Source organism: Sunxiuqinia sp. (genome assembly GCF_055140945.1).
The window spans coordinates 46,218-70,998 of record NZ_JBSQYS010000008.1 but is presented as its reverse complement, the minus strand read 5'-3'; the positions used below and the strand labels follow the sequence as shown (position 1 = coordinate 70,998).

The 24,781-nt window shown below is 38.9% G+C and carries 20 protein-coding genes; 9 read left to right on the top strand and 11 right to left on the bottom strand.

Annotated features, from left to right (window positions below):
* From ACTB00_RS05255 to htpG, 3 genes are all read right to left on the bottom strand, one after another.
* Complete coding sequence (locus ACTB00_RS05255; protein WP_463298886.1) at positions 1 to 3,168, bottom strand: ATP-binding cassette domain-containing protein; 3,168 nt, start codon at positions 3,166 to 3,168, stop codon at positions 1 to 3.
* A 92-nt stretch (positions 3,169 to 3,260) separates the two neighbouring features.
* Positions 3,261 to 4,091 (bottom strand): hypothetical protein, encoded by an 831-nt coding sequence (locus ACTB00_RS05250; RefSeq protein WP_463298885.1) that lies wholly within the window; start codon positions 4,089 to 4,091, stop codon positions 3,261 to 3,263.
* 292 nt (positions 4,092 to 4,383) lie between these two features.
* Positions 4,384 to 6,441, bottom strand: coding sequence for a molecular chaperone HtpG (gene htpG, locus ACTB00_RS05245; protein WP_463298884.1), 2,058 nt, complete (start codon positions 6,439 to 6,441; stop codon positions 4,384 to 4,386).
* 192 nt (positions 6,442 to 6,633) lie between these two features.
* Between htpG and ACTB00_RS05240 the strand changes: the two genes are divergently transcribed.
* Entirely contained in the window at positions 6,634 to 8,097 is a 1,464-nt protein-coding gene (locus ACTB00_RS05240; RefSeq protein WP_463298883.1) for an aminotransferase class V-fold PLP-dependent enzyme, read from the top strand.
* Here the strand turns inward: ACTB00_RS05240 and ACTB00_RS05235 are convergent.
* Genes ACTB00_RS05235 through ACTB00_RS05225 form a run of 3 tightly spaced genes read right to left on the bottom strand, consistent with a single transcriptional unit; the run spans position 8,094 to position 10,407 of the window.
* On the bottom strand, positions 8,094 to 8,777 hold the full coding sequence (locus tag ACTB00_RS05235; protein WP_463298882.1) for a LytR/AlgR family response regulator transcription factor: 684 nt from the start codon (positions 8,775 to 8,777) through the stop codon (positions 8,094 to 8,096). The two genes, ACTB00_RS05240 and ACTB00_RS05235, sit on opposite strands and share 4 nt — an antisense overlap.
* Complete coding sequence (locus ACTB00_RS05230; RefSeq protein ID WP_463298881.1) at positions 8,774 to 9,808, bottom strand: sensor histidine kinase; 1,035 nt, start codon at positions 9,806 to 9,808, stop codon at positions 8,774 to 8,776. The genes ACTB00_RS05235 and ACTB00_RS05230 overlap by 4 nt, the downstream gene beginning before the upstream one ends.
* Positions 9,805 to 10,407: a hypothetical protein gene (locus ACTB00_RS05225; protein ID WP_463298880.1), complete on the bottom strand. Its 603-nt coding sequence runs from the start codon at positions 10,405 to 10,407 to the stop codon at positions 9,805 to 9,807. The genes ACTB00_RS05230 and ACTB00_RS05225 overlap by 4 nt, the downstream gene beginning before the upstream one ends.
* Positions 10,408 to 10,568: 161 nt before the next feature.
* On the opposite strand from ACTB00_RS05225, the gene ACTB00_RS05220 reads away from it, so the two are divergent.
* Positions 10,569 to 10,913 carry a hypothetical protein gene (locus ACTB00_RS05220; RefSeq protein ID WP_463298879.1) on the top strand — a complete coding sequence of 115 codons (345 nt, stop codon included), beginning with the start codon at positions 10,569 to 10,571 and terminating at the stop codon, positions 10,911 to 10,913.
* Positions 10,914 to 11,239: 326 nt separating this feature from the next.
* Positions 11,240 to 13,345, top strand: a complete 2,106-nt coding sequence (locus ACTB00_RS05215) for a tetratricopeptide repeat-containing sensor histidine kinase (protein WP_463298878.1) — start codon at positions 11,240 to 11,242, stop codon at positions 13,343 to 13,345.
* A gap of 63 nt (positions 13,346 to 13,408) precedes the next feature.
* On the opposite strand, the gene ACTB00_RS05210 is transcribed toward ACTB00_RS05215, so the two are convergent.
* The 3 genes from ACTB00_RS05210 to dacB all read right to left on the bottom strand — a co-directional run bounded on the left by ACTB00_RS05210 (position 13,409) and on the right by dacB (position 16,921).
* Positions 13,409 to 14,356, bottom strand: a complete 948-nt coding sequence (locus tag ACTB00_RS05210; RefSeq protein ID WP_463298877.1) for a phosphoribosylaminoimidazolesuccinocarboxamide synthase — start codon at positions 14,354 to 14,356, stop codon at positions 13,409 to 13,411.
* Positions 14,353 to 15,345, bottom strand: coding sequence for a PhoH family protein (locus ACTB00_RS05205; protein WP_463298876.1), 993 nt, complete (start codon positions 15,343 to 15,345; stop codon positions 14,353 to 14,355). The genes ACTB00_RS05210 and ACTB00_RS05205 overlap by 4 nt, the downstream gene beginning before the upstream one ends.
* 115 nt (positions 15,346 to 15,460) lie before the next feature.
* Positions 15,461 to 16,921, bottom strand: coding sequence for a D-alanyl-D-alanine carboxypeptidase/D-alanyl-D-alanine endopeptidase (dacB, locus tag ACTB00_RS05200; RefSeq protein WP_463298875.1), 1,461 nt, complete (start codon positions 16,919 to 16,921; stop codon positions 15,461 to 15,463).
* A gap of 101 nt (positions 16,922 to 17,022) precedes the next feature.
* Between dacB and crcB the strand changes: the two genes are divergently transcribed.
* The 3 genes from crcB to ACTB00_RS05185 all read left to right on the top strand — a co-directional run bounded on the left by crcB (position 17,023) and on the right by ACTB00_RS05185 (position 19,572).
* Entirely contained in the window at positions 17,023 to 17,406 is a 384-nt protein-coding gene (crcB, locus tag ACTB00_RS05195; RefSeq protein ID WP_463298874.1) for a fluoride efflux transporter CrcB, read from the top strand.
* A gap of 283 nt (positions 17,407 to 17,689) precedes the next feature.
* Complete coding sequence (locus ACTB00_RS05190) at positions 17,690 to 18,025, top strand: hypothetical protein (RefSeq protein WP_463298873.1); 336 nt, start codon at positions 17,690 to 17,692, stop codon at positions 18,023 to 18,025.
* Positions 18,026 to 18,225: 200 nt separating this feature from the next.
* The gene (locus tag ACTB00_RS05185; protein WP_463298872.1) at positions 18,226 to 19,572 is read left to right on the top strand and encodes a sigma-54-dependent transcriptional regulator; all 1,347 of its coding nucleotides are present in this window, start codon (positions 18,226 to 18,228) and stop codon (positions 19,570 to 19,572) included.
* A gap of 6 nt (positions 19,573 to 19,578) precedes the next feature.
* On the opposite strand, the gene ACTB00_RS05180 is transcribed toward ACTB00_RS05185, so the two are convergent.
* Positions 19,579 to 19,947, bottom strand: a complete 369-nt coding sequence (locus ACTB00_RS05180; protein WP_463298871.1) for a hypothetical protein — start codon at positions 19,945 to 19,947, stop codon at positions 19,579 to 19,581.
* A 221-nt stretch (positions 19,948 to 20,168) separates the two neighbouring features.
* Here ACTB00_RS05180 and ACTB00_RS05175 point away from each other — a divergent pair, with 221 nt between their 5' ends.
* The 3 genes from ACTB00_RS05175 to ACTB00_RS05165 all read left to right on the top strand — a co-directional run bounded on the left by ACTB00_RS05175 (position 20,169) and on the right by ACTB00_RS05165 (position 22,828).
* Entirely contained in the window at positions 20,169 to 20,534 is a 366-nt protein-coding gene (locus ACTB00_RS05175) for a DUF190 domain-containing protein (RefSeq protein ID WP_463298870.1), read from the top strand.
* Between the two features lie 324 nt (positions 20,535 to 20,858).
* On the top strand, positions 20,859 to 22,160 hold the full coding sequence (eno, locus tag ACTB00_RS05170) for a phosphopyruvate hydratase (RefSeq protein ID WP_463298869.1): 1,302 nt from the start codon (positions 20,859 to 20,861) through the stop codon (positions 22,158 to 22,160).
* A gap of 218 nt (positions 22,161 to 22,378) precedes the next feature.
* Positions 22,379 to 22,828 carry a VOC family protein gene (locus ACTB00_RS05165; RefSeq protein ID WP_463298868.1) on the top strand — a complete coding sequence of 150 codons (450 nt, stop codon included), beginning with the start codon at positions 22,379 to 22,381 and terminating at the stop codon, positions 22,826 to 22,828.
* Between the two features lie 29 nt (positions 22,829 to 22,857).
* Here the strand turns inward: ACTB00_RS05165 and rho are convergent, their stop codons facing one another.
* Positions 22,858 to 24,579 carry a transcription termination factor Rho gene (gene rho / locus ACTB00_RS05160; RefSeq protein ID WP_463298867.1) on the bottom strand — a complete coding sequence of 574 codons (1,722 nt, stop codon included), beginning with the start codon at positions 24,577 to 24,579 and terminating at the stop codon, positions 22,858 to 22,860.
* Positions 24,580 to 24,781 lie beyond the last annotated feature (202 nt).

Sequence of the window (24,781 nt, the reverse complement as noted above, 5' to 3'; positions counted from 1 at the left end):
TTATTTCTCTTTTTTCTTCGAGTCGCCTTTCATAAATGCCATTGGATTGTAGAAGATGTTGTCTCTTAATCTTGCCTGACGCGCCAACCTCCAATTCTCAACATAAGTTAATCCTTTATGCAATAAATCAAAGTAAAGAGAAACCATCAACAAAAACGTGAATAGCCATAATACGCCAATGTTGAATAGGATCGTACCTATTTTCCAGTCGCCAAGAAGCTTGTAAGAAGCATAAAAGTGCGCAATTCCATTGTTTTGAGCCGGCTTCCGGTAAATAGGTTCATCGCCCTGGTAAATCCTGTTTTCGTGTAAGTATGTTTTATGTAAGCTGTATTTGTCACGCACCAAAATCTCCATCTTTTTATTGGTGTATCGATCTCTAAATTCAATCAATCGCTCGTCTTTCCCATTAAAGCGCGAAAGCAAACTATTGTATTTTGCTTCAAGTTCGCTTGAGACTTCCTGATAGGCTAGTTTGTATTCCTGCTGCGATTTACGCAGGTATTGCGTCAGTAGATCTCCCCAGCGAGCATTGAAATCAGGTGTGCCAATAAACTCAAACGCCGATTGAATGGAGTCGTTAAAATGCCCGTTTTCTTTAAAGAGATCAGTAAATGAGTTTTTCAGAACAGGGATCAATGTTTGGGCATTTTCATTCTCGTTTTTATCCTCAAAAATGATGTAAGAGTTTAAGTATTTGTCAACTTCAGGAATCCAATAAAACGCTTTAAAACCGAGGTCGTTTTTCTTTTGTTCTTCCTCAAAAAGAATTTTCCGGTAGGCGTTGTTTTTATATTGATCTACAGCTAGTGCTTCGTAAGCCCAACGTGAACTCATAAGATCGCCAATTAAAGGCGTACGGTTGTAGCTGCTAAGCGAGGGATGCATCTTATTAAAATCAATAATCACACCACTAAGTAATAGCTGAGGAACCAGGATTAAGGGAATCAGGACATAAATGGCAACTGCCGAGTTTAGTCCTGCCGAAAGGTTTAGCCCCAGCAGGTTTGCAAAACAAGCAGTAGAAAATAGAATTGCCCAGGTGGAGAATGTGAGTCCCGGTATTTCAAGCATGAAATGACTGATTAGTACAAACGAAAATATTTGAACAGCCGAGATTAAAAACAAGATTAGTATTTTGGATGAAATATAAGCCCCCCGGCTCAAATTCAGGAACTCTTCACGCTTTAGAATTTTGCGGTCTTTGAAAATTTCTTCGGCACTAATACTTAGTCCAATAAACAGAGCCACAACGACACTCATAAACAGAAATGCTGGTAAGTTGTCGTTGTTGGCCAGCCAATATTTTCCTTCGTCAGAATATTTGGAAAAAAAGCCTAAAATAATCGCAAGCAATGGTGCCTCTAGCAATGCGATTGCCAGGTACTGTTTGTTCGACTTTTTGGTGGCGAAATCTCGTTTGATGAATAATTTTAGCTGGTTAAACCAATCCGGTATTTTAAAAAGAATTTTGGGGAAGACTTCCTTCTCGGCCGGATTTGTTTTCATGAAATCGAGTACTCTGGGTTCGACGTTCTTTTTGTAACGCTCGTACCAGTCTTCCGGCGATATTTTCCGACGGCGAATACTTTTCCCAAACGGATTTACCATTCGGGCTTCAATAATCTGAAGCGGTTGCTCAGTCTTTACATTTCCACAGCTTAGGCACTCGCTTTCATCGGGATTAATATAATTGGCCTGGTTTTTAAAATAGGTAATAGCATCCATCGGGTTTCCAAAAAAGACAACCCGCCCGCCTTTGTCCATAACAATCATGCGGTCGAACAATTTGTAAATATCGCTCGAAGGTTGATGAATGTTTGCAAAGACCAGTTTCCCTTTTAAACACTGTCTTTTTAGGAGGTGCATCACTTTTTCCGAATCGGCCGATGAAAGTCCCGAGGTCGGCTCATCAACAAACAGAATAGAAGGCTCGCGCATGAGCTCAAGCGCAATGTTTAATCGTTTTCGTTGTCCTCCACTCAAGATCTTTTTCAGAGGGCTTCCCACCACCAAATCGCGCGCTTCAACCAAATCGAAATCCTGAAGAGCCTGGTCTATTTTTTCCTCAATTTCTTTATCATTCAGATCGCCGAAACAAAAACGGGCATTGAATTCCAGATTTTTGTATACGGTTAGTTCTTCAAGCAAAAGGTCGTCCTGCGGAACGTAACCAACAACTCCTTTTAGTAATTCTTTGTTTTCCGGATCATGCAGATCGAAACCGTTTAGCGAAATGGTTCCGTTGTTCGGCTTTAGTTTGCCGTTCAACACATTCAGCAAGGTAGTTTTTCCAACACCGCTACCTCCCAGTATGCCAACAAGGTCACCCGATCGTTCCTGAAAGCTTAAGGGGTGCAGGCCATAGTTTTTTTTGGAGAAGCGATACTCCGTATTTTCAACATTTAGGACAATGCGCGGTTTTCCCTTTTCCTGAATAAAGCGTGTCATAACACTACTATAGTAGATCGGAATAATTCTGGAGGTCTTCAATATTGACCCGGGAGGAAAAACATACAACCGATTTTGAGTAAGTCGATGTCCATTCAGGTACATGTTACGTGGGCCCCAATATTTAAAGAAAAGGGTATTTATGCTTCCAACGCGTATCAGTTCAAGTTCTACTTGTTGATTCTCCCGGTATAGATGTTTAATCTCTTTATCATGATAGGTCTCATTGCCATTAACTACAAAGAGGCATGTTTTATCTCTTACCTTAGTTATTGAAAATAAATGAAACCGGTAAAGGTTATCATATTCTTTCGAATTAATTTTTAATCCTCGAGCTACAAGGTTGACCGTTTTTAGATCGTCCAGCTTAAAATCTCCATCTTGATTGATGAAATTTAATAGTTGGCCGACAATCATAAAGCGGGTACTCAAATCAAATTGAGTTACAATATCTTCGCAAATTTGGCTGAGATAGGACTTATTGATGAATTTTTCACCTCTACCGTTTTCTTCATATAAAATATCACGGTTGCTGATGTGATAGTATTCAACTGATTCAACGTAATGTTGATGATATAACTCAACCAATTCGCGGTTAAAGTTTTCATTAAGAAACGACCGCACCAGTTCAGAAGAAATCGATCTTGATTCTTCATCCTGGTAGTCTGTTATAATTGCAAACAGCCTGATCAGCGTTTCTATGATACCTTCATACATAAGTCTGAAATTTAAGAAAAAACGGATTTTTGTATTCCTATAATGTGATGGAACAACAAAAACCCGTTTTGTATTTTAGAGCTGACTTGGTCTTATTTCGTGAATTTATTTCTTACAGAAGTTAATAAATCAGTCAACTTAGTCACTTGTTCCTGAGTCATTGCAGTGGTACCCTCTTCCAACGCATAAATGTCATTGATAGCGACTATGTCAGCGTATACATCGCTCAACATCTCTGAATCTTTGTAAGACTCCATCATTTTTTCGAGTTTCATCAATGGTTCTTTTTGAAAAAGAATTGCTTCAATGATTTTCGGGTTTTGAAACGTATTTTCAGAAATATGAGTTGTCAAATACAGCCCTTCGAAAACAGTTCCTGAAAGCACTAAATAGGACACTTCTGGCCGTCCTTGCTCGTTTAAAGAAGTGTAAGCATTTTGGAACATGTTGGTGATAATATTCACCAATTCGTCGTTGTTGTCCAGATTTGCTTCAATTTGATCAGGAAGATTTTCTTCAAAGGCTTCAGTCATATCCAGTTCGCGCACCAATTTTTCTGTTGCCTTGAAATAATCCTGCACATCGGTTTTCTGGTTGTAAGTTGTTGCATAAGCCAAGTCAGAAGTGTAAATTCCCAGATTCACAGCACGGTCTTTTTCTGAGAAATATTCTGACGCTTTTTCAGGATCATTGGTGATTCCAACAATGTAGCTTGCTTCAATTTCGTTCAACATTTGAGTCACTTCGAATGCTGATGATATGGGGTAAGAGTAGTCTTCGATTTCTTCTTTTATCGTTTCCTCAACAATTTTGGGCTCGGTCTTTTTTTCTTTTTTCCCGCCTGTACATGCACTGAAAGTACCAGCAAACAGAGCTAATACGACAGCCAGAGAAACGAATTTAAGTGTTTGTGTTCTTCTCATACTTATGGTTTTTAATTGTAATTTATTTGTTTGATGAAAGTTAGCTTGTTATCTGCCTCACAAATGCAAACCTGATAACTGTCTTTTTAATTTTAAGCTAAAATAATATAAAAATGTTGGGTAAGGTATTAATTAAAAATGATTTTTTCATTTAAAGATGCATCAATCCTACATTTGAATGTTAATTGTATGTTGGAAAAAATAAACACCTACGAGTTTATAGATTTGAAAAAAGAGCGAAATGGCTTGTGCCCGATCGCTCTTTTCTAGTCATTTATTTGATAGGCTGTTTTTACTTGATCAGCTCTACGCTGCGACGTACAAATTTATCGAGTGCTTCTCCTTTTAGCATGCCATTTGCCAATAACGCTAAATCAACCATTTGCTTGGTAAATTTATTCTTCTTGCCAAAGTCACTAAGTTTTTCGCGTTTTTGTTGTTCTAATTCTGTAATTGCTTTTTGCAAATCATCCAGTTTTTCTTTGTCAGCGGCAGGAACTTCCTCTTCTTTCTTTCCTTCTTTCGCTTTTTCCAAAGATTCCTTTTCCTGTTTCTTGGCAGTTAAGTCTTCTTTTATTGTATCAAAAGCTTTACCTAACTTTTTATCTTTCGATTCCAATACTTTTTGTACCAACGGATGAGCTGTATTTACAACAAGATTTAAGCTGTCAGGCAGGTTGCCGTACATATTCATGCCTCCGCCGCCTTGCAACTGACCCATATCTTTCATTCGGCGCATAAATTCGTTACGCGTAATAACGATTGGTTGTCCGGCTTCGCCTAAATTTTTAAAATCGACAATGTAATTGACGCCATTATCCGCAGGGCAAACCGACTGAAATACCGGGCTCAATTCTTCTTTTTCTTCCCAACTCAATTCTTCTTTTTCTTCCTCTTTCTGAATCAGATTTTCAATCACATCCGAGTCAACACGAACAAAACGCTTGTCGCTATGTTGTTGCTCCAATTTGTTTAGCAGTGGAGTCGCCAAAACATTGTCCAGCACAAGCACATCGTAACCTTTATCTTTGGCTGTTTGCACAAACGAGTATTGTTCTTCCAGATTACTGGTGTATAAATAAACCAGGTTGTTGTCTTTATTCGTTTGGTTATCCTTAATGAGTTTTTCGTACTCTTCGAAAGTAAAGTATTTACCGTCGGTATTTTTAAACAGGAAGAAATTCATGGCACGTTCTGCAAACTTCTCATCGGTTAGTATTCCGTATTCGATGAAAATCTTCAAGTCGTCCCATTTTTTCTCGAAATCCTCGCGGTTATCTTTGAATAGTTGGTGCAAACGATCAGCTACTTTCTTGGTAATGTGACTACTGATCTTTTTCACATTCGAATCGCTTTGCAAGTACGAACGAGAAACGTTTAATGGGATATCAGGCGAGTCGATTACACCATGCAGTAATGTCAGAAATTCAGGAACAATTCCTTCAACTGAATCAGTTACAAAAACCTGGTTCGAATACAACTGAATTTTATTTTTTTGAACTTCGATGCTGTTTTTCAAGCGAGGGAAATACAAAATGCCGGTCAGGTTGAATGGGTAATCGACATTCAGGTGAATATGGAACAACGGATCTTCGCCCATTGGATAAAGCTTACGGTAGAATGCCGAATAATCCTCATCTTTCAAATCAACCGGAGCTTTTGTCCAGGCTGGATTCGGATCGTTAATCTGGTTTTCGTTTTCTGTTTCAACCTCTTTACCATCTTTCCATTCTGTTTCTTTTCCAAAAACAACCGGAATTGGTAAGAATTTACAGTATTTATTCAGGATTTCTGAAAGTCGGGCTTTATTTAAAAATTCTTTCGAATCTTCGTTGACATACATGATAATGTCGGTACCAACCTCTTCGCGCTCGGTATTTTCAATGCTGTACTCCGGACTTCCGTCACATTCCCATTTTACAGCTTGCGCACCTTCTTTGTATGATTTGGTTATAATCTCAACCTTATCCGAAACCATAAACGACGAATAGAAACCTAATCCAAAGTGGCCGATAATTGCGTTGGCATCGCTTTCATATTTTTCGAGGAATTCATTGGCTCCCGAAAAAGCAATCTGATTAATATACTTTTCAATCTCTTCGGCTGTCATTCCAATTCCATTATCCGAAATCGTAATGGTCTTTTTGTCTTCATCCAACGAAATGCGGACTTTCGCATTCTCTGTTGAAACGGAAGTTTCTCCACGCCCGGACAATGTTTTTAGCTTTTGAGTTGCATCTACCGCGTTTGAAACGATTTCACGAAGAAAAATATCGTGATCAGAATACAAAAACTTTTTGATGATGGGGAATAAATTGTCACTGGAAACGCCAATTTTACCTTTTTGCATCGCTTTTATATTTTTTAGTTTAACATCAATTTTACGGCTCCTCTTTTTCAAAGCTTGTGCCATTCTCAAAAAATGACGAATTGTCACGATTGTTTGCAAAAGCTTGATTTATTGACTCGCAAAAGCTGACTTATCTCGGTTTTTATGTCAGTTGTATTGCGTTATTTTAGGTCAAGTAAACTTTCAAGCAAGATGACCCAACTCGAAAAATATTTTAAGCCCTTTCGTGAAAACATTATTGGTATTGATCAAACTTTTTCCAGCCCCTTTGGAGAACAGAAAATTTTGTATGCCGACTGGATTGCCAGCGGACGGTTGTATCGACCAATAGAGCAGAAAATGTTGACGCAGTTTGGCCCATTTGTAGCCAATACCCACACCGAAACCAGCGAAACGGGCGCCTTAATGACGAAGGCTTATCTATTGTCGCACAAAATTATAAAAGAGCATGTGAATGCCGGTCCCAATGATGTCATCATTACCGCAGGATTTGGCATGACAACCGTGATTAATAAATTTCAGCGAATTCTGGGGTTGAAAAATGGTAAAGTTCCGGGAAGTAAAAATATTGAGGAAACCGAAAAGCCGGTCGTTTTTATCACGCATATGGAGCATCATTCGAATCACACAAGCTGGTATGAAACAATTGCCGATGTAGTAATTGTTGAGCCGGATGAAAATTTGCAGGTTAGCACAGAAAATCTTCGTAAAAAGCTGGAGGAATATAAAGATCGCGCGTTTAAAATTGGAGCATTTACGGCCTGTTCGAATGTTACAGGAATACGGACACCTTATTTTGAGATGGCCAAAATTATGCACGAGTTTGGCGGAGTCGCTTTTATTGATTTTGCGGCTTCGGCTCCGTACGAAACAATTGACATGCACCCGGAAGATGCGATGATGAAACTGGATGCTGTTTTGTTTTCGCCCCACAAGTTTTTGGGAGGCCCGGGCTCGTCAGGAGTGCTGGTTTTCGATAAGTCGATGTATCGAAACCCCGTCCCTGATCATCCGGGCGGTGGAACGGTGGATTGGACTAACCCATGGGGGAAATACAAATATGTCGATAATATTGAAGTTCGCGAAGATGGTGGAACTCCCGGTTTTTTGCAATCAATAAAAACAGCTTTGTGTTTTCAGTTAAAAGACCAAATGGGTGTTGAAAATATCAGGCAGCGTGAAGAGGAGTTGTTGGCTCTTGCCTTTGATGGTTTAGGCAGCATTCCTGACGTTAAAATTCTTGCGAATGAAGAGCGAGATCGTTTAGGCGTAATTTCATTTTATGTGCAGGGTGTTCATTACAACCTGCTGGTGCAGTTACTAAACGATAAATACGGGATTCAGGTTCGGGGAGGTTGTGCTTGTGCCGGGACTTACGGACATTTTTTATTGGAAGTAACAGCAGAGCGATCCGATGCGATCACCGATAAAATAAACCATGGCGATATGTCAGAAAAACCGGGATGGGTGCGCTGGTCGCTTCATCCGACGATGACTAATGCAGAGGTCGAATTGTTCATTGTGGCACTGAAAGACATCATTTCCAATATTTCAGACTATTCAAAAAAATACAAGCCGGTGCCTCGTACGAATACATTTAGCCATAAGGATGAAAAAGACTACCATTTGAAAGTTGCAGAATGGTTTGAACTTTAAGTATTCAGGAGTTCAATTAACTCGGCTTTAAAATGTTTGCTCACGGGTAGAAAAGCATCCGCAATTTTTAATCGATTGCCTTCAAGATATTCAATATGCTTAAGGGCAACCAGGTATGATTTATGAATTTGACAGAAGCCGGTTGACGGTAGTTTCTCCAAAAAAGCAGCCAGCCGGTCGTAAACGGTTAGTGTTTGGGTGGTTAAAATGAGTCGGATGTAATCGCCCATGGCTTCAACATAGAGCAATTCATTCAAGTCTAACCGATATATTTTTCGGTCTGCTTTCACTACGATGAAATTATTAGTTGTTTCTTCCTTGCCTGCCTTTTGCAGAAATCGGTTGACGGCTTTTAAAAAGCGAGCTTGTTCCACCGGTTTGAGGATATAGTCAATTGCTTCCAACTCGAATCCTTCAACAGCATGTTCTGCATAAGCAGTAATAAAAATAATGTCTGGAGGATTTGGAAGGCTTTTGATCAGTCCAATTCCGGATAGCCGGGGCATGTTGATATCCAAAAATATCAAATCAACTGAGTTTTGTTGGATGAAGTTTCGTGCATCGATCGCATTGCCAAAGGAATTTAGAAGCTCCAACTCGGGGCAATCGGCGATGTATTCTGCAATCAAATCGCGCGAAAGCGGTTCGTCGTCGACTAGAATACACGAATGCTGTTTCATTTAATCGAAAGTTTAAGTTTAACAAGGTACCGTTTTTGCTGATCATCTATAACCAGTTCGTGTTTGTCAGGATATAGCAATTCCAGTCGTTTACGAACATTTTGGATGCCCATCCCTTTGTATTTATTTTTTGACAAATCCTCTTCAACCCCTTTTCCATTTTCTACAAAAAACTGAAAGTCATTGTCCGAGTTTGCCCAAGCAATTGAAATCCGACCATCTGTATTCAAGTTATTAGTGCCATATTTAAAGGCATTCTCCACAAATGGCAATAAGAGAAGAGGTGCTATTTTTAATCCCGAAGGATCTCCTTTTTGGTTGACTTCAAGATTAAAATCCGGTTCCAAGCGTATTCGCTGAACTTCAATGTATTTATTCAAAAAATGCAATTCTTTTTCCAGCGATATGAAATCAGTCTCCGCATCGTAAATCACATAGCGAAGTATGTCTGATAATTTTAATACCAGTTGAGGTGCCAGGTCTGATTTTTTTCGTGTCAGCGAGTACAGGTTATTTAGGCTGTTAAAAAGAAAGTGTGGATTCAGTTGCGAACGGAGTGCGCGCAGTTCGCTCGTTGTTTTTTCTTGTTCAACTTGATTAATCCTAAACCAAGCCCTTGCCAGCTTAATTAAAGTTGTTAAAACGAAGTAAACCGCGAAAAACAGAAGGATGTCCCAAAAGGTATAATAGGCGATGAAATAGTAGCCCGGAAACAAATAATCAATCCACCGCTCAAAAAGTTGAAGGTAAAATTCTGCTCCAAAAGCCAATGATATAATAATAGAGAGCAAGTACCAACCGTATTTGTTTTTAGCCAATAGCCGGGGAAAAAGGATCGCTTCATTCAGGTACACAACTACCAGAATCGGAAGGTGAAAAACCAATGCGTAAATCAGATCGATTTGATGAATCTCGGCTGAAACACGCAATATATTGACCAATACCAGAAATGAAAGAGACCAAAAAGCCAGGTGTTGAATCGGTCGTGATTGAATCAGTTTTCCTAAAATGGATAGCATTTTTATGATCATTTTTTAATTCTATGTAACTCCACATCCACTCCATCTTTGAATGCTTCCTCCGAATTTACATATTTTACAACAAACTTTTGGAGTTCTTTGGGTTTAGCGGTAAGCAATATATTTTCGCCATTATTTTCATGATGAATACGGATTCGATTTTGTTCGATTAAATCTTCCAGCCATTCCGGATCAAACCAATTAATTTTGGCTTCACCGTTTTCCAGTTCCAGTTTGGCAAAACTGTGAACTGGAAGAGCATGCCAATCGAAGAGATCGGGATCTTTGTCAAAATAATCATCCAGGTAGAAGTCGAGAAAATAATGGTCGTCTAGTTTGATTAAATGCACCAGAAAAGACTTTTTTGATAGTTTGTCATCTTCTTTGATCCGAAGAATATAGGCTGTGCTATCCAGATTTTCAGGTTTATGTTCTCCTTTGTAGTTAAACTCAAATTGCCAAACGGAAGAGTCCGAGTCTATCCATTCTCCAAGTAGAAAATCATTTGCATAGAGATCATCATCGGTGTACAGCGGATAGAATGAGAATACCATGCATCCGGATAAAAACACAAAAAGTAATGCGATCAGATATAAGTTTTTTGATTTCATGATGTTTGATTTTTATTGGATTACGACTTAAAAAAACAAGAACTTTTGCTCATTTTAAAATTTATTCGTCAACAGGACGGGTTTTCTCGTTGAAAGAAGAGTGAATTGCTTTACTTAGCTTTAAATTTGATATATTTGAGCATAGCTAAATTTTTAAAGATATGAAAAGCTACAAACCGTATTTAAGTTTAAGCAAATCAGTTGAAAATTACGTGCTTGACGTAGTTTTTTCGGCAAGTAAGTTGCAAACAATCGCTTCTATCCAACAGCAAGAAATTGTCGTTGAAGGAAAAGCCTATTGGGGAGTGATTATTACCTTATCAACAACCTCTCAAATCGTTAATGGTCCCGATGTGCCAATTTTTTCTACTACTGCTGATATTTCTTTCGACAAAGCAGGGGAATACAAAACCATAAAATGTGTTGTTCGGCAAGTTGTGCCAGACGGTGAAGTTGGTCCTGCTAGAGATAAAGAGACTGATGTTGATTTTATTGATGGAGATTAATTAAAAAAGTAAAAGAAATGAAGAAAGCAGTTTACTTTATTGATGTTAGCATTTATTATTGCAACCAGTTTTATTTTGTCAGGTTGTCAGGATCCAACCGAAGAATATACCGAGGCTGACAATTCTGAACAGATACAAGTATTAGACCGTCAAAGTAACCTTATCGCTCCCTCTCAGGATTAAGAAACAGATATCGATTTTGGAGATGGCAATTAGTCGTTAAATTTTTAGGGGAAGTATTAAGGACTTTCTTTTTTTTTGAATAAAGCGCTACACTTTTTGTAATTTTAGCTTTGATAAAAGAACTTTTTTAATTCAAGGTCAGTATGTTGAAGCAAGTATTGCTTTATTTCGTTGTACTATCCGGACTATTGGGTAATAAAATCAGAGCAACCGAATTGTCGGATTATGATACTTTGAAACCAACAGCCAAACTAAATTTTCTCGAAAATTTGGTTGACCGTGATTTGGATAGTGCCATAATTATAGGCAATGCTATTTTGAAAGAATCAACAGTTTCTGATTCTATTTTAGTTGGAGCAAAGATTTTACTGGGGGCTGCATACTATGATTTAGGACAAAAAGATACTTCGTATAGCATTCTTAATTCAGTTTTAGAGCAAGCTCAAACAACAGGAAATCGATTGATTGAAATTAAAACCCGCACTCAAATAGCTTCAAAACTCCGGGATGATTACCAATTCGAAAAAGCTATCAAACATCTAATAAGTGCTGAGCGATTATTGCAAAATTCTGATCCGATAGATCTTCGTTTCGACATCCTAAACAGACTTGGAGCAACTCATCGTAAGATGAAAGACTATTCGAGTGCGCTAAACTACTTTTCTTATTTAGAAGAAAACTATTATTACCAGTTAAGTCAGATACAGCGCTATCTGTTGTTTGTGAATAAAGGCAATGTTTATGCTGTTCAGAAAAATTATGAAAAAGCAGAAGAACTATTTAATAAGGCCTACGAAGAGACTTTAACAATTGACAACAGACCTGATCTCCGAGCATTAATCACCTATAATCTGGGGACTTTATATTATCGGCAAAGGAAATTTGACAAATCTGCAAAATACGTCTCAGAATCGTTAAGATCATATTTGAAAATTGGAGATCAGGTGAATATTGAGCGTTGTTACCGGGTGCTCGGAGCTATCAATTATGATCAAAACAATTTCTCACAAGCTGAAAAATACTACTTAAAGGCATTAGAAATTGCCCAAAGCATTGGTCATAGAAAATCGATATTAGGGAATTATAGAAATTTATATTTGAACTATTGGGCAAAAGGCGAGAAAACGAATAATTCTAAATATTTAATGAGTGCACTTGAATATTATTCCAAATGGTCTAGTTTAAATGATAGCCTTTATAAAGTTGAAACAGCCGAAAAAATACTGGAGCTCGAGAAGCAATATGAAACAGAGAAAAAGAATGCTCATATCACCTTGCTGAAAAAAGAAAATGAACTTCAGGAAGATGAAATTGTATTGCAACGCACCCAGCGTAATTACTTGTTGATTGTTATGTTGTTGGTGACTGGCATCTTGGGGATCTTCATTTATTTTTATTATTACAACCGAAAAATTAATAAGCTTTTGCAACTACAGGGGAAGCGCATTTTGAATCAACGAAATCAAATTTCGAAGCAAAATAAAAAGCTCGAAAGATCGATAAGTACACAAAACAAGCTGTTTAGCATTATTGCGCATGATTTGCGTAGTCCATTAGTTTCAATCTCAAATGTTTCGAAGTTGATTGGCCTTTACTTAAATGATAAACGGTATGACGAACTCGAAGCGGTTGCGCAAATGATGGAACAAAAAAATGAGCAGGTACTGGATCTGACTGACAACCTGCTTAGTTGGGCAAAAAGTAAAACGGAAGGGCTCACCCCAATTCTTGAACCGATTCGTTTTAGCGAAGTTTTGGAAGATTGTATGGACCTATATCAGCCCATTGCAAAGACCAAGGAAATTCGACTTAGTCATACCGATAAGAAGGGCCTGATCCTTTGGGCTGATCGAAATATGTTGAGAACCGTTTGCCGAAACTTGATTAATAATGCCATTAAGTTTACACCACGGGGAGGATCGATTACTGTTGATTATTCGAAAAAGAAAAAGTTTGTGGTGCTTTTTGTGCAGGATTCAGGGGTCGGGATTCCGGAAGAAAAAATAGCTTCGTTGTTCGAAATTGATCGGGCAAAATCTACTCCGGGTACAGAAGGCGAAAAAAGTTCGGGATTGGGCCTGACGGTTTGCAAGGAATTTGTTGATGCCATGAACGGTAAAATATGGGCCGAAAGTGAAGCCGGAAATGGTAGTCGTTTTTGTATTAAGCTTCCATTGTATAATCCTGAGGTTCATCAAACGTCCTATCAAACTCCTGCTTCGGTAGATCTTAGTGCATCTTCAAACTAAATGATTGGATAAAAAAACATCCGAAGTGGAAGCTTCGGATGTTTTTTTATGTATGTGTTTTGATTATAGGTCAGATAGAAAATCAGTTACATTCTTTTTAATGCGAGTTTGAATCGCATCAACGTCTGATTTTTGGAAGTTGTCGCCTGTGATTTTTTCAAATAGCTCAATGTATCGTTCCGACACCGAATTGACAAAAGCTGCATCCATCTCAGGAATTTGCTGTCCGTCTTTTCCCTGAAAGCCATTTTCAATCAGCCACTGGCGCACAAATTCTTTTGAAAGTTGCTTTTGTTTTTCACCTTTTTGCTGGCGTTCTTCGTAACCTTCAGCGTAAAAATAGCGACTCGAATCTGGCGTGTGAATTTCGTCAATCAAGTAGATTGTGCCATCTTTTTTACCAAATTCATATTTGGTGTCAACCAAAATTAATCCCTTTTCGGCGGCGATCTCAGTACCGCGTTGGAACAATTTACGGGTATAATCTTCAAGTAGTTCGTACTCCTCTTTATTCACTAATCCTTGCTCAATGATGTCTTCGCGCGAAATATCTTCGTCGTGGCCTTCGTCGGCTTTGGTGGTTGGGGTCAAAATTGGTTCAGCAAACTTTTGGTTTTCAATCATTCCTGCCGGCATTGGTACTCCACACAATGTGCGTTTGCCATCGCGGTATTCGCGCCAGGCATGCCCGGTCAGGTAGCCACGAATCACCATTTCTACTTTAAAAGGTTCGCAATGGTGCCCAACAGTCACATTCGGATCAGGAGTTGCAATCTTCCAGTTGGGAACAATGTCTGATGTCGCATCCAAAAATTTCTCGGCGATCTGATTTAGTACCTGACCTTTGAACGGAATTCCTTCAGGTAAAACCACATCGAAGGCTGAAATACGATCAGATACGATCATGACTAAATACTCGTCGTCGATATTATAAACATCTCTGACTTTTCCGTGGTATACACTTTTTTGCTTGGGAAAGTTAAAATCAGTTTTTGTTAATGCTTGCGTCATTTCCTGTTGTTTTTATCTTTTTTGAATTCTTCTTTTCTTGCTAGTTCTTTTTGATAATGCTGGTCGTAGGCATTGACAATGTCGCGTACCAATCGGTGTCTGACAATATCGCGGGTGTCAAATTGTACAAAAGAAATATCTTTAATATTTCGCAGTATCTTTTTTGCCTGAACCAGGCCTGATTGATGAACCGATGGCAAATCGATTTGTGTTTCGTCGCCGGTGATAATGAATTTTGCATTCATTCCCATTCTGGTTAAAAACATTTTGAGCTGGTTGAGGGTGGTGTTTTGAGCTTCATCCAAAATCACATAGGCATCGCTCAATGTGCGACCACGCATAAAGGCCAGTGGAGCAATTTGGATGATGCCGTCTTTCATGAATTCCTCCAGCTTTTTTGCCGGGATCATGTCTTGCAAAGCGTCGTACAGGGGTTGTAAATACGGATCAATTTTTTCCTTTAAATCACCGGGTAAAAAACCTAAACGTTCGCCGGCTTCCACGGCAGGGCGACTCAGAATAATCCGCTTTATTTCGCGATTCTTCAGTGCGCGGACGGCCAATGCAATTGCGGTGTAGGTTTTCCCCGTTCCGGCAGGGCCAATGGCAAAAACCAGGTCCGATGTTTTGCTTTCTTCTACCAACACGCGTTGGTTTGGTGTTTTTGCCCGGATGGGTTTCCCACTATTACCATGAAGTAAAACTTCTCTATCAATTCCTGTCTCAAGTTGGTTCAGATCATTATTCATGACCTGTTCAATTGTATCAACGCTCAGCACATTAAATTGGTGATAGTGATCAAGTAGTAGCTGAAACTTCTTTTCAAAAGCTTCACTTTCTTTCTCATCACCCTGAATAATTAATTGATTGCCGCGACTGACAATATTCAGTTTTGGGAAATACGTTTTGATCTGATCAATTTTGGTGTTGTTTACACCGTAAAACTCCAGAGGATCAATGCCTTCGAGATATATTTGTTTTTCGAACATAGACTAGTTTAATTCCGCTATTTGTAACAGCAAAAATAGCAAAATTGTTGGGAGTAGTTTGAAAATTATACCGCTGGGCTTTTCTTCTTTACAAAGAATAAAGATTGTGTGCGAGCTAGTTTTTAGAAATAGTCACCAATAAATCTTCAATGAGTTTGATGGCTTGCGATTGTTTACAATTGAAATTATTTAAAAAGATGGCGAATAGAATCGGCTGTTTATTATGGGTAATCAGCTCTCCTGCATAACACCTGACTCGGGTCATGCTGCCACTTTTAGCTCGCAGCGTTTTGCCGGTAAAATTCATTGGGTTGAAGTAATAAAGTGTGCCATTGGGAACATATGGAAGGGAGCTGAACCAGTTTTTACCTTCGGGACTTTGGGTTTTCATGTAATACATAGCTTGAACCATTTGTTTGGCGGTTAGGCAGTTGAAGTGTGACAAGCCACTTCCGTCGGCCATGAACAGGCCATCCATATCGATGCCTCGTTTTTCCCAAAAGTCAGTTATGACATCAATTCCTTTTTTTGTTGAACCTTGCCCGTGGATCATATACGCTAAATATTTCAGTAGGTGTTCGGCAAATAAATTTACACTTTCGTGATTGGTTACCCGAATGATGTCGATCAATGGGGGCGATGTTGTTTTTGCAATCAGGTGAGTTGATGAGTCTTTCAAATTGCTTTGCTGACTTTCAATTAAACCACCAATTGTTATCTGTGCGTCTGATAATCGGTTTCTAAAATCCCAAGCCAGCAAATAGGGTGGGTTTGGAACCGAGGCTTTTATAAAAAAGTCTTCCCGTCCTTTGGGAATGGTTCCGCGGATTGTTCGCTGGTTAATCATTGGTGCTCCAAATACATAAGCCTGATCGCGATTGATCGTTGATGATTTGACTTGGTTGATGAATTTCAAATCGGGGATAAAGGGTTTGGTGTATTTTAATGTCGTTAGTTCTCCGGCCACGGCTGGTGATGAAAAATGGATTTGATACATATTATCATATACAGAAAGTCCACTGGCACCGGCACCATAGTAATTCCCGAGATCTTCCCAAATCCAGGTGTTCGGAATCATCTGTTCTTCAAAAATAGTCGCATCGGTTATTAAGTTGCCGGTTACATGTTTAATATTTTGCTTTTTTACGGCCGAAGTCCATTCATCAAGAAAGTGTTTTTTGAAGTAATGTTCTTTAAAATATTTTGATCCCAAAGCGGGATCCGCGCCTCCGACAACAATCAAGTTTCCAAATAAAGTGTCATTCTTTACTTCACCGGTGTAGCAGAGTTTTGTTTCAAACCGATAACCAGCCCCTATCATTTCTATTGCCGTTGCCGTTGTTAATAGTTTTAATGTTGATCCGGGAACGAGGCTTAGTTGCGGATTGGTTTCGGCTAGAATTTCTCCCGTTTCAGCATTTTGAAGGTAAATGCCAATTCCGGCATGTTTCAGGTAATCGTTGTTTTTCCAGAGGGTTATTTCATCTTTCAACGACCATTCTTTTTGCTGGGCGATACTTATAACCGGATAAAGCAAGGTTAATATGACGACTAAATATTGTGTTGTTTTTTGCATAGAGCATTTCTGAAATTCGACTTAGCTTGCGAAAAAAGTCGATTATAATTATTAATTTGGACGGAAGGTATTCATTTCACCTGAAAATTATAAAAAAATCAATGTTAAAAACCATTTTCATTGTAGGCACAGGCGGATTTTTGGGCAGTGTTGGACGTTACCTGACAGAGCTTTTGGTTGAACGGTATTTGCATAGCTCATTTCCTTGGGGAACTTTGTTTGCAAATGTAGCCGGATGCTTTCTTATTGGATTGGTGTATGCTTTTTATGAACGCGGAAATTTACTCACTCCTGAATGGCGTTTGTTTATGGCAGTCGGGTTTTGTGGTGGTTTTACAACATTCTCTGCCTTTGCTTATAACAACCTTTCTATGCTTGCTGAAAATAACTTGCTTCAACTTTTAGGGAATATCAGTTTGAACGTGATTGTAGGAACGGGGGCAGTCTATTTAGGAATTGTTGCTATTCGTTTCATCTATAGTTAATTCTTTTCCTTTCAATTTCAATTTGTGGTTTAAAGCCAGGTTCTTTTTTAATGTTAGCAGGGTTTAATTATGTAGAAAGTTTCTACAATTACACGGGTAATCCCCATCTGCTAATTTTGTTCTTTGACCCACTTGACGTGTTTAAAATTGTTAGTAATCTGTTGTTTTTTAGTTGTTTATGCGTTGTTGTTGGCTCGAGTATACTTTGTGGCACACTTATCTCTATAAGGGAGGGGGTAGAGTTAATTATTACAAATTATTTAAATATTAAAATTAAAAAGTTATGAAAAAAGGAATGATAATTACAGCCGCAGTAGCAATTATGGGAATTAGTGTGCCAGCCGCAAGTGTTTTAGCTGGAAATGCAGTGAAAGCTAAAATCGTTGCTCAGCAGGACGTGAAATATGAGAAAATAGATAAGGAAGATTTGCCCGAAGCGGTAAGCAAATCAATTTCTGAAGGGTATGCTGACTACACAATTTCTGAAGCTTTTAAAGGTACCGATGGTAGTTTTAAAGTGAAACTTGAAAACGGAAGTGAAAAACTTGCTATCTTTTTCAACGAACAGGGTGAATTCCTGAAGATTAAAAAAGACGAGCAGGCAGCCCCAATGGAGTAAGGCTCATCACTTTAATAAAACATAAGAATTGCTTGGATGCTATAAAATAAGTGTCTTAACCTCTATCACGAAGATTAGATTCTGACTGATAGAGGTTTTCTATTAAACTTTTTCTCACCAGAAAACTTATACTATCAGAGATAGTTCAACGTTATTTTTAATCAACCAAAGAATATTAATACGATCGTGTTTTAACCCATATGATAAACATTCTAATTATAGACGACGATGTTACTTTTTGTTTAATGTTGCAAACTTTGCTAGAAAAGAATAAGTATCGCGTAACAACTGTTTTTTCCCCCATTGAAGCCAAACGGATTATTCAGGAAAAAGAGTTTGACATTGTCATGACTGATCTTCGGATGCCGGATATGAGTGGAATGGATCTGATTCGGTTAATCAAAAATCAGGCACCCGCTTCCCAGATTATCATGATGACAGGTTATGCTGATATCGCCACCGCTATTGAGTCAATCAAAAAAGGAGCATTTAATTATATCCCCAAGCCTTTGAATCCGGATGAAGTGTTGAACGTTATAAAAGAGGCATTACAGGCTTCAAAAAATGAAACAGCCACGTCGGTCAACGAAAGCAAAAGGGGAAAGACATCTGATTATAAAGAAGGAGTCAGCCGTCCATCACGAAAGTTAAATCAACATATTGAATTGGTGGCACCCACTCCCATGTCGGTGCTTATTACCGGGGAAAGTGGTACCGGGAAAGAATACGTTGCCCGATTGATTCACAATAAGAGCAAACGTTCTGACAAACCTTTTGTGGCGATTGATTGTGGCGCGATTCCCAAAGAGTTGGTTGCCAGCGAGTTTTTTGGGCATGTAAAAGGATCATTTACCGGCGCGATTGGCGATAAAGTAGGAAGTTTTGAAGCCGCCAGTGGAGGAACCTTATTTTTAGATGAAGTAGGAAATCTTCCGTATAACACGCAAATTCAGTTATTACGGGTATTGCAAGAGCGAAAGGTAAAACCCGTTGGAAGCAATAAGGACGTAATAGTGGATGTTCGGATTATTGCTGCAACCAACGAAAATCTGACCGGTGCGCAAGAGAGCGGAGATTTCCGCGAAGACCTTTATCATCGGTTGAACGAATTTCAGATTAATGTGCCCCCCTTGCGAGAACGAAAGCAAGATATTATGCTTTTTGCGCATTACTTTTTGGAGCAAGCAAATCACTATCTAGAAAAAGCTGTTGAGGGCTTTGACAAAAGTATGGAAGAGGTGTTCATGAATTACGGTTGGCCGGGTAACTTGCGAGAGATGAAAAATATAGTCAAACGAGCAACCTTGTTGGCTCATGGTAAGCAAATTACCCTGAAGGAAATTCCAGATGAATTGTATATCGGGCCGGAAAGTGACCAATTCGCCCTGTATCGCAAAGAAAATGAACACCAGGTTATTCGCCGGGCGCTGGAAGCGGCAAATTATAATAAAAGCCAAGCTGCACGATTGCTGAAGGTTGATCGGAAAACCTTGTACAATAAAATTAAGGCTTACCAGATTGAGCTTCCTGAAAAAGATAAAACCTAATTTCCTTTACTCAATGTCGTAGTCTTTTCGAATGGTGGCAATTAGCTGTTCTACTTTTTGAATGAGTTCTAGCGTTTTGCTGTTCCACTCTTCGGGTGCAAGTTTCTTTTCTTCCATTAGCTCCAAAATAGGGATGAGCTCATTCACCTCAAGACTTTTAAAAAGCGGTAGCATTTTATGAGCTACATTCGACAACATCCGGTGATTTTCCCGATCATGGTATAGTTTTAAATTGGCCAGATTTTGTTTTGTTGAAGCTACAAATGATTGCAAAATCATCCGGGTACTGCTGTCGTCACCCGATGTAAAGGCCGCTATCCGAGTGGTGGAATAGCTGGAGCCGGCGGTATATTTTTTATCAAATTCATATTTCATGATGGCGTACTCTTTCTGGTTTTAAAAAAATATAGCTGTTTTATTTTATAACAAGGGCTTCGGAAATTTGTTGTTTAATTGGGAAATGCTCTATGCTTATTTGGGGTGGTAACATGTTTCAATCCGAACCAGTATAACATAAATGAGTAGATACAAGAGTGAGAGGTGTTTTTGTGGTTGTGTATTTAAAGATGAATTTTAACGTTTAATAAAGCTACATCATGAAAGGAAAAGCAAGTGTTTTAAAAATTTACATTTCCGAATCAGATAAGATTGGATCATCACCATTGTACGAGGAAATTGTCAAAGAAGCCAGGAATGCTGGATTGGCCGGAGCAACTGTTCATCGAGGGATTTTATCATTTGGTGCAAGTCATTCCATTCATACCATGAAAATATTTGCGTTGTCCAGTCACCTCCCCATTGTTGTAGAGATTGTAGATGAAAAGAGTAAAATTGGTGCGTTTTCAAAGCAGGTAAGTGAATTAATTGGTGATTCGAAAAAGGGAGCATTGGTGACCATTCAGGATGTGGATGTGGTAGAATACAAGTCGGGAGAAAAATATAGTCATTTTAAAAAGGGCTAGAACGGTTTACGTGTTTCGATAATTCATTCAAAATAAATAAACTAATTGGTCAACTTTTAGCACATCTGTTTTAGGGTTTGTCGAATAAGCTTATTGGCTAAGCTGTATTTTTCAGCTCGTAAATAATAGCTTCTAATCGTGCTTATTAGGCGTTTCTTTTAATTGATTTAACGACGTTTCTCCCGTGGTTAAATTTAGGTTATCCCTTTGCTGTTGTGCTTATGATTTTCAGGGGGATTTCGTATATTTGCGATCGGTTTTTGAAAGTTTTTCAAAATCAGTGTATTAAGATAAATTACTAAGTTTAATTCAAAACCATAAATCATGTTAATTAATAACGTCGTTGGTAGAGAAATTTTAGATTCTCGCGGTAATCCTACAGTGGAAGTTGAAATCACTTTGGAATGTGGAGCTATTGGTTTGGCTGCTGTTCCTTCTGGTGCTTCAACAGGTGAAAATGAAGCTCTTGAATTGCGTGATGGCGATAAAGGCCGTTACCTTGGAAAAGGAGTTTTAAAAGCTGTAGAGAACGTAAACAACGCAATCGCCAAAGAAATTATTGGTATGGATGCTTCTAACCAAGTTGCTCTTGATAGCAAATTGTTGGAGCTTGACGGTACCAAAACAAAATCAAAATTAGGTGCTAACGCGATGTTGGGTGTTTCTTTAGCCGTTGCCAAAGCTGCTGCTAATGCACTTGACCTTCCATTATATCGTTACATCGGTGGAGCCAATGCAAAAACATTGCCTGTTCCAATGATGAACATCATTAACGGAGGATCTCACTCTGATGCTCCTATCGCTTTTCAGGAATTCATGATCCGCCCAATTGGTGCTCCTTCTTTCCGTGAAGGATTGCGTATGGGTGCTGAGATTTTCCACAGCTTGAAAAAAGTATTGTCAAAACGTAACTTGAGCACTGCTGTTGGTGACGAAGGTGGTTTTGCTCCAGCTTTGGACGGAACTGAAGATGCCTTGAACTCAATCATCGAAGCAATTAAAAACGCCGGATACAAACCAGGACGTGCCGAAGATGGTGGTGATGTTTCTATCGCATTAGACTGCGCTGCTTCTGAATTCTTCAGCGACGGCGTTTATGACTATAGCAAATTCGAAGGAAAAGACGGTGCAAAACGTAATTCAGAAGAACAAGCTGCTTACTTGGCTGAATTGGTTTCTAAATTCCCGATCGATTCAATCGAAGACGGAATGGACGAAGGTGACTGGGACGGTTGGGTTGCTTTGAACGCTGAATTAGGCGACAAATGCCAATTGGTTGGTGACGACTTGTTCGTAACTAACGTTGAATACCTGCAAAAAGGTATCGAATTGGGAGCTGCTAACTCAATCCTGATTAAAGTAAATCAAATTGGTACATTAACTGAAACATTGGATGCTATTGAAATGGCACACCGTGCAGGTTATACTTCAGTAACTTCTCACCGTTCAGGTGAAACTGAAGACTCTACGATTGCTGACATCGCTGTAGCGACTAACTCAGGACAAATCAAAACAGGTTCATTGAGCCGTTCGGATCGTATGGCAAAATACAACCAACTGCTTCGTATTGAAGAGCAATTGGGTGCTGCTGCTATCTACGGATACAAAAAAGTATACAAAAAGTAATTCTTACTACAAAATAATAAAAAGCCGCTTTCCGAAAGGAGAGCGGCTTTTTTGTTGTGGTAAAGTCATTCCGAACTTTGTATTTTTATTAAACGGGTTGATATCATTCTCTTTTAAAACCAATCTAAATTGAAACAATTTTAAACATAATTCTGATAAGTTTTGTAATTTGGCGATTGAGGCTCTATATAAAGTTAAATCATTGAAAGACCATTCAGATGCAACCCGTAATCGACCACATTCAAATTACCGTCAAGGATCTAAAAGTAGCTGAGAAGTTTTACGATAAATTTTTGCCAATAATCGGTTTTGATATCACGAATAAGGTGAGTGCATTTATCGAAGAGCACGAATTTCATGTCGTTGAGTATACGCATGAACAATTGGCTTTTGCAATTACTTCGCCGAGAGAGGCCTTTAAAAACGACCCGGTACATCGCAGGAAGCCCGGAGCGTTGCATCATTTAGCTTTTAAGGCTGAATCGCGAGCCGAAGTTGATCAGGCTTATTCGGACTTACAAAGGATTGGGGCTGTCATTGTTTCCGGACCCCAAATACACCCGGAGTATGGTGAAAACTATTACGCTGTTTACTTTAAAGATCTGGAAAATATGAAGTATGAAATTGTATGCAATTGCGTCATAAAAAAAGGGCTTCACAAATTGTAAAGCCCTTTTCTATGAATTTCTTTTATTGATCATTCGCTATTCATCGAAATCAAGAATTCTTCAATCGAATCTGTGCGCATCAGACGCGTTTTAATAAAATCCATTGCTTCCAATGAGTTCATATCAGCCAGATAGTTACGCAAGATCCATATTTTATCCATCATTCCTTTAGACATTAGCACGTCTTCGCGGCGTGTACTTGAAGAAACAATATCCACAGCTGGGAAGATGCGTTTGTTCGACAATCTGCGGTCGAGTTGCAGTTCCATGTTACCTGTTCCTTTAAATTCTTCAAAGATAACGTCATCCATTTTAGATCCGGTTTCGGTCAATGCTGTCGAAAGAATGGTTAATGAACCTCCTTCTTCAATATTTCGGGCCGCTCCAAAAAAGCGTTTCGGTTTGTGCAGGGCATTTGCATCAACACCACCCGACAATACTTTACCTGAAGCTGGCGCAACCGTGTTGTACGCACGAGCAAGACGGGTAATTGAGTCAAGTAAAATGACCACATCATGACCACATTCAACCATTCGTTTGGCTTTCTCCAAGACCATCCCGGCTACACGAACATGGCGGTCGGCTGGTTCGTCAAAAGTTGAAGCGATTACCTCTCCGTTCACGCTTCGTGACATGTCGGTAACTTCTTCCGGGCGCTCATCAATCAATAATACGATCATGAATACTTCCGGATGGTTAGCGGCAATTGCGTTGGCAATTTCTTTTAATAACATGGTTTTACCCGTTTTGGGTTGAGCCACAATTAAACCACGCTGTCCTTTTCCTATTGGAGCAAATAAATCGACAACCCGTGTTGAGATATTGTCGTGTCCATTTCCAGTGATATTGAATTTCTCAGTAGGGAAAAGCGGAGTCAAATGGTCGAATGGAACACGATCTCTAATGTAATCAGGAGTTCTTCCATTGATTTCGACTACTTTGATAAGCGGAAAATATTTTTCACCTTCTTTCGGAGGGCGAATTGTTCCGGTTACTGTATCTCCGGTTTTTAAGCCAAATAGTTTGATCTGAGATTGAGAAACATAGGTATCGTCCGGAGAGTTCAGATAATTATAGTCAGATGAGCGCAGGAAACCATAACCATCAGGCATAATCTCCAGAACGCCGGAATTGGTAATAATACCTTCAAATTCATATGATTTATCCGTCCCGGAATTTCCATGTTTACTCTTACCATGCGGTTGGTTATTGTCCCATTTGGATTGTTTGGGTTTCCGTTGCTGTGGTTGTTGTTGTGTGTCAGGAGCTTTTTTATGTTCCTTTGCACCTTGATCCTGAGATTTATCTATTTTTTTAACAACCGTAGGCTTAGACTGCTGATGTTTATCTTTCTTGACTTCTATTGTCTTATCCTTGGCAATGTCAGGTTGAGAGTCTGTGGGTGGTTTTCCTTGATCGCCTGTTTTCTTCGACTTGTCAAAGAATGAGGACGCCTTTACAACCGTTGCACGTTTGCGCTTTTTAGGCTCTGGATTTTCATTACTATCTTGATTCTGAGAGTCTTTATTGTCTTGCTTTGTAGGGGTGCCGGTATTGGCTTTACTTCTAGACCCTTTTTCTTTTTTTGATGGTTCTGATTTTTTTTCAGAAGCAATAATTGCCTGAGTATCTAGTATTTTATAAATCAGGTCTTGTTTTTTGTAGGATTCTACTTTCTTAATGTTAAGCTCTTTACCGATTTCCTTTAATTCGGGAACCAACTTTTTGCTTAATTCAATAATGTCATACATATATTTTGAAATTAATTACATCTATTCAATGTCTGGAGGAGAAAAGTAATAAAATGCCTTTGGGTAAAAATAGTCGGACAACGTTAAAATGTCGTTATATTCTGCAATTATAAGTAATATGAAACTATTACCCAAAAAAAGCGTTTAATTTCTATGAATATTTTAATAATTTGCAAATTCGATCCAAAACCAAAACCATTGC

Coding starts and splice junctions, on each gene's coding strand:
- ACTB00_RS05255 (WP_463298886.1), bottom strand. CDS start 3,168: ATGTATGAAGGTATCATAGAAACGCTGATCAGGCTGTTTGCAATTATA.
- ACTB00_RS05250 (WP_463298885.1), bottom strand. CDS start 4,091: ATGAGAAGAACACAAACACTTAAATTCGTTTCTCTGGCTGTCGTATTA.
- htpG (WP_463298884.1), bottom strand. CDS start 6,441: ATGCAAAAAGGTAAAATTGGCGTTTCCAGTGACAATTTATTCCCCATC.
- ACTB00_RS05240 (WP_463298883.1), top strand. CDS start 6,634: ATGACCCAACTCGAAAAATATTTTAAGCCCTTTCGTGAAAACATTATT.
- ACTB00_RS05235 (WP_463298882.1), bottom strand. CDS start 8,777: ATGAAACAGCATTCGTGTATTCTAGTCGACGACGAACCGCTTTCGCGC.
- ACTB00_RS05230 (WP_463298881.1), bottom strand. CDS start 9,808: ATGATCATAAAAATGCTATCCATTTTAGGAAAACTGATTCAATCACGA.
- ACTB00_RS05225 (WP_463298880.1), bottom strand. CDS start 10,407: ATGAAATCAAAAAACTTATATCTGATCGCATTACTTTTTGTGTTTTTA.
- ACTB00_RS05220 (WP_463298879.1), top strand. CDS start 10,569: ATGAAAAGCTACAAACCGTATTTAAGTTTAAGCAAATCAGTTGAAAAT.
- ACTB00_RS05215 (WP_463298878.1), top strand. CDS start 11,240: ATGTTGAAGCAAGTATTGCTTTATTTCGTTGTACTATCCGGACTATTG.
- ACTB00_RS05210 (WP_463298877.1), bottom strand. CDS start 14,356: ATGACGCAAGCATTAACAAAAACTGATTTTAACTTTCCCAAGCAAAAA.
- ACTB00_RS05205 (WP_463298876.1), bottom strand. CDS start 15,345: ATGTTCGAAAAACAAATATATCTCGAAGGCATTGATCCTCTGGAGTTT.
- dacB (WP_463298875.1), bottom strand. CDS start 16,921: ATGCAAAAAACAACACAATATTTAGTCGTCATATTAACCTTGCTTTAT.
- crcB (WP_463298874.1), top strand. CDS start 17,023: ATGTTAAAAACCATTTTCATTGTAGGCACAGGCGGATTTTTGGGCAGT.
- ACTB00_RS05190 (WP_463298873.1), top strand. CDS start 17,690: ATGAAAAAAGGAATGATAATTACAGCCGCAGTAGCAATTATGGGAATT.
- ACTB00_RS05185 (WP_463298872.1), top strand. CDS start 18,226: ATGATAAACATTCTAATTATAGACGACGATGTTACTTTTTGTTTAATG.
- ACTB00_RS05180 (WP_463298871.1), bottom strand. CDS start 19,947: ATGAAATATGAATTTGATAAAAAATATACCGCCGGCTCCAGCTATTCC.
- ACTB00_RS05175 (WP_463298870.1), top strand. CDS start 20,169: ATGAAAGGAAAAGCAAGTGTTTTAAAAATTTACATTTCCGAATCAGAT.
- eno (WP_463298869.1), top strand. CDS start 20,859: ATGTTAATTAATAACGTCGTTGGTAGAGAAATTTTAGATTCTCGCGGT.
- ACTB00_RS05165 (WP_463298868.1), top strand. CDS start 22,379: ATGCAACCCGTAATCGACCACATTCAAATTACCGTCAAGGATCTAAAA.
- rho (WP_463298867.1), bottom strand. CDS start 24,579: ATGTATGACATTATTGAATTAAGCAAAAAGTTGGTTCCCGAATTAAAG.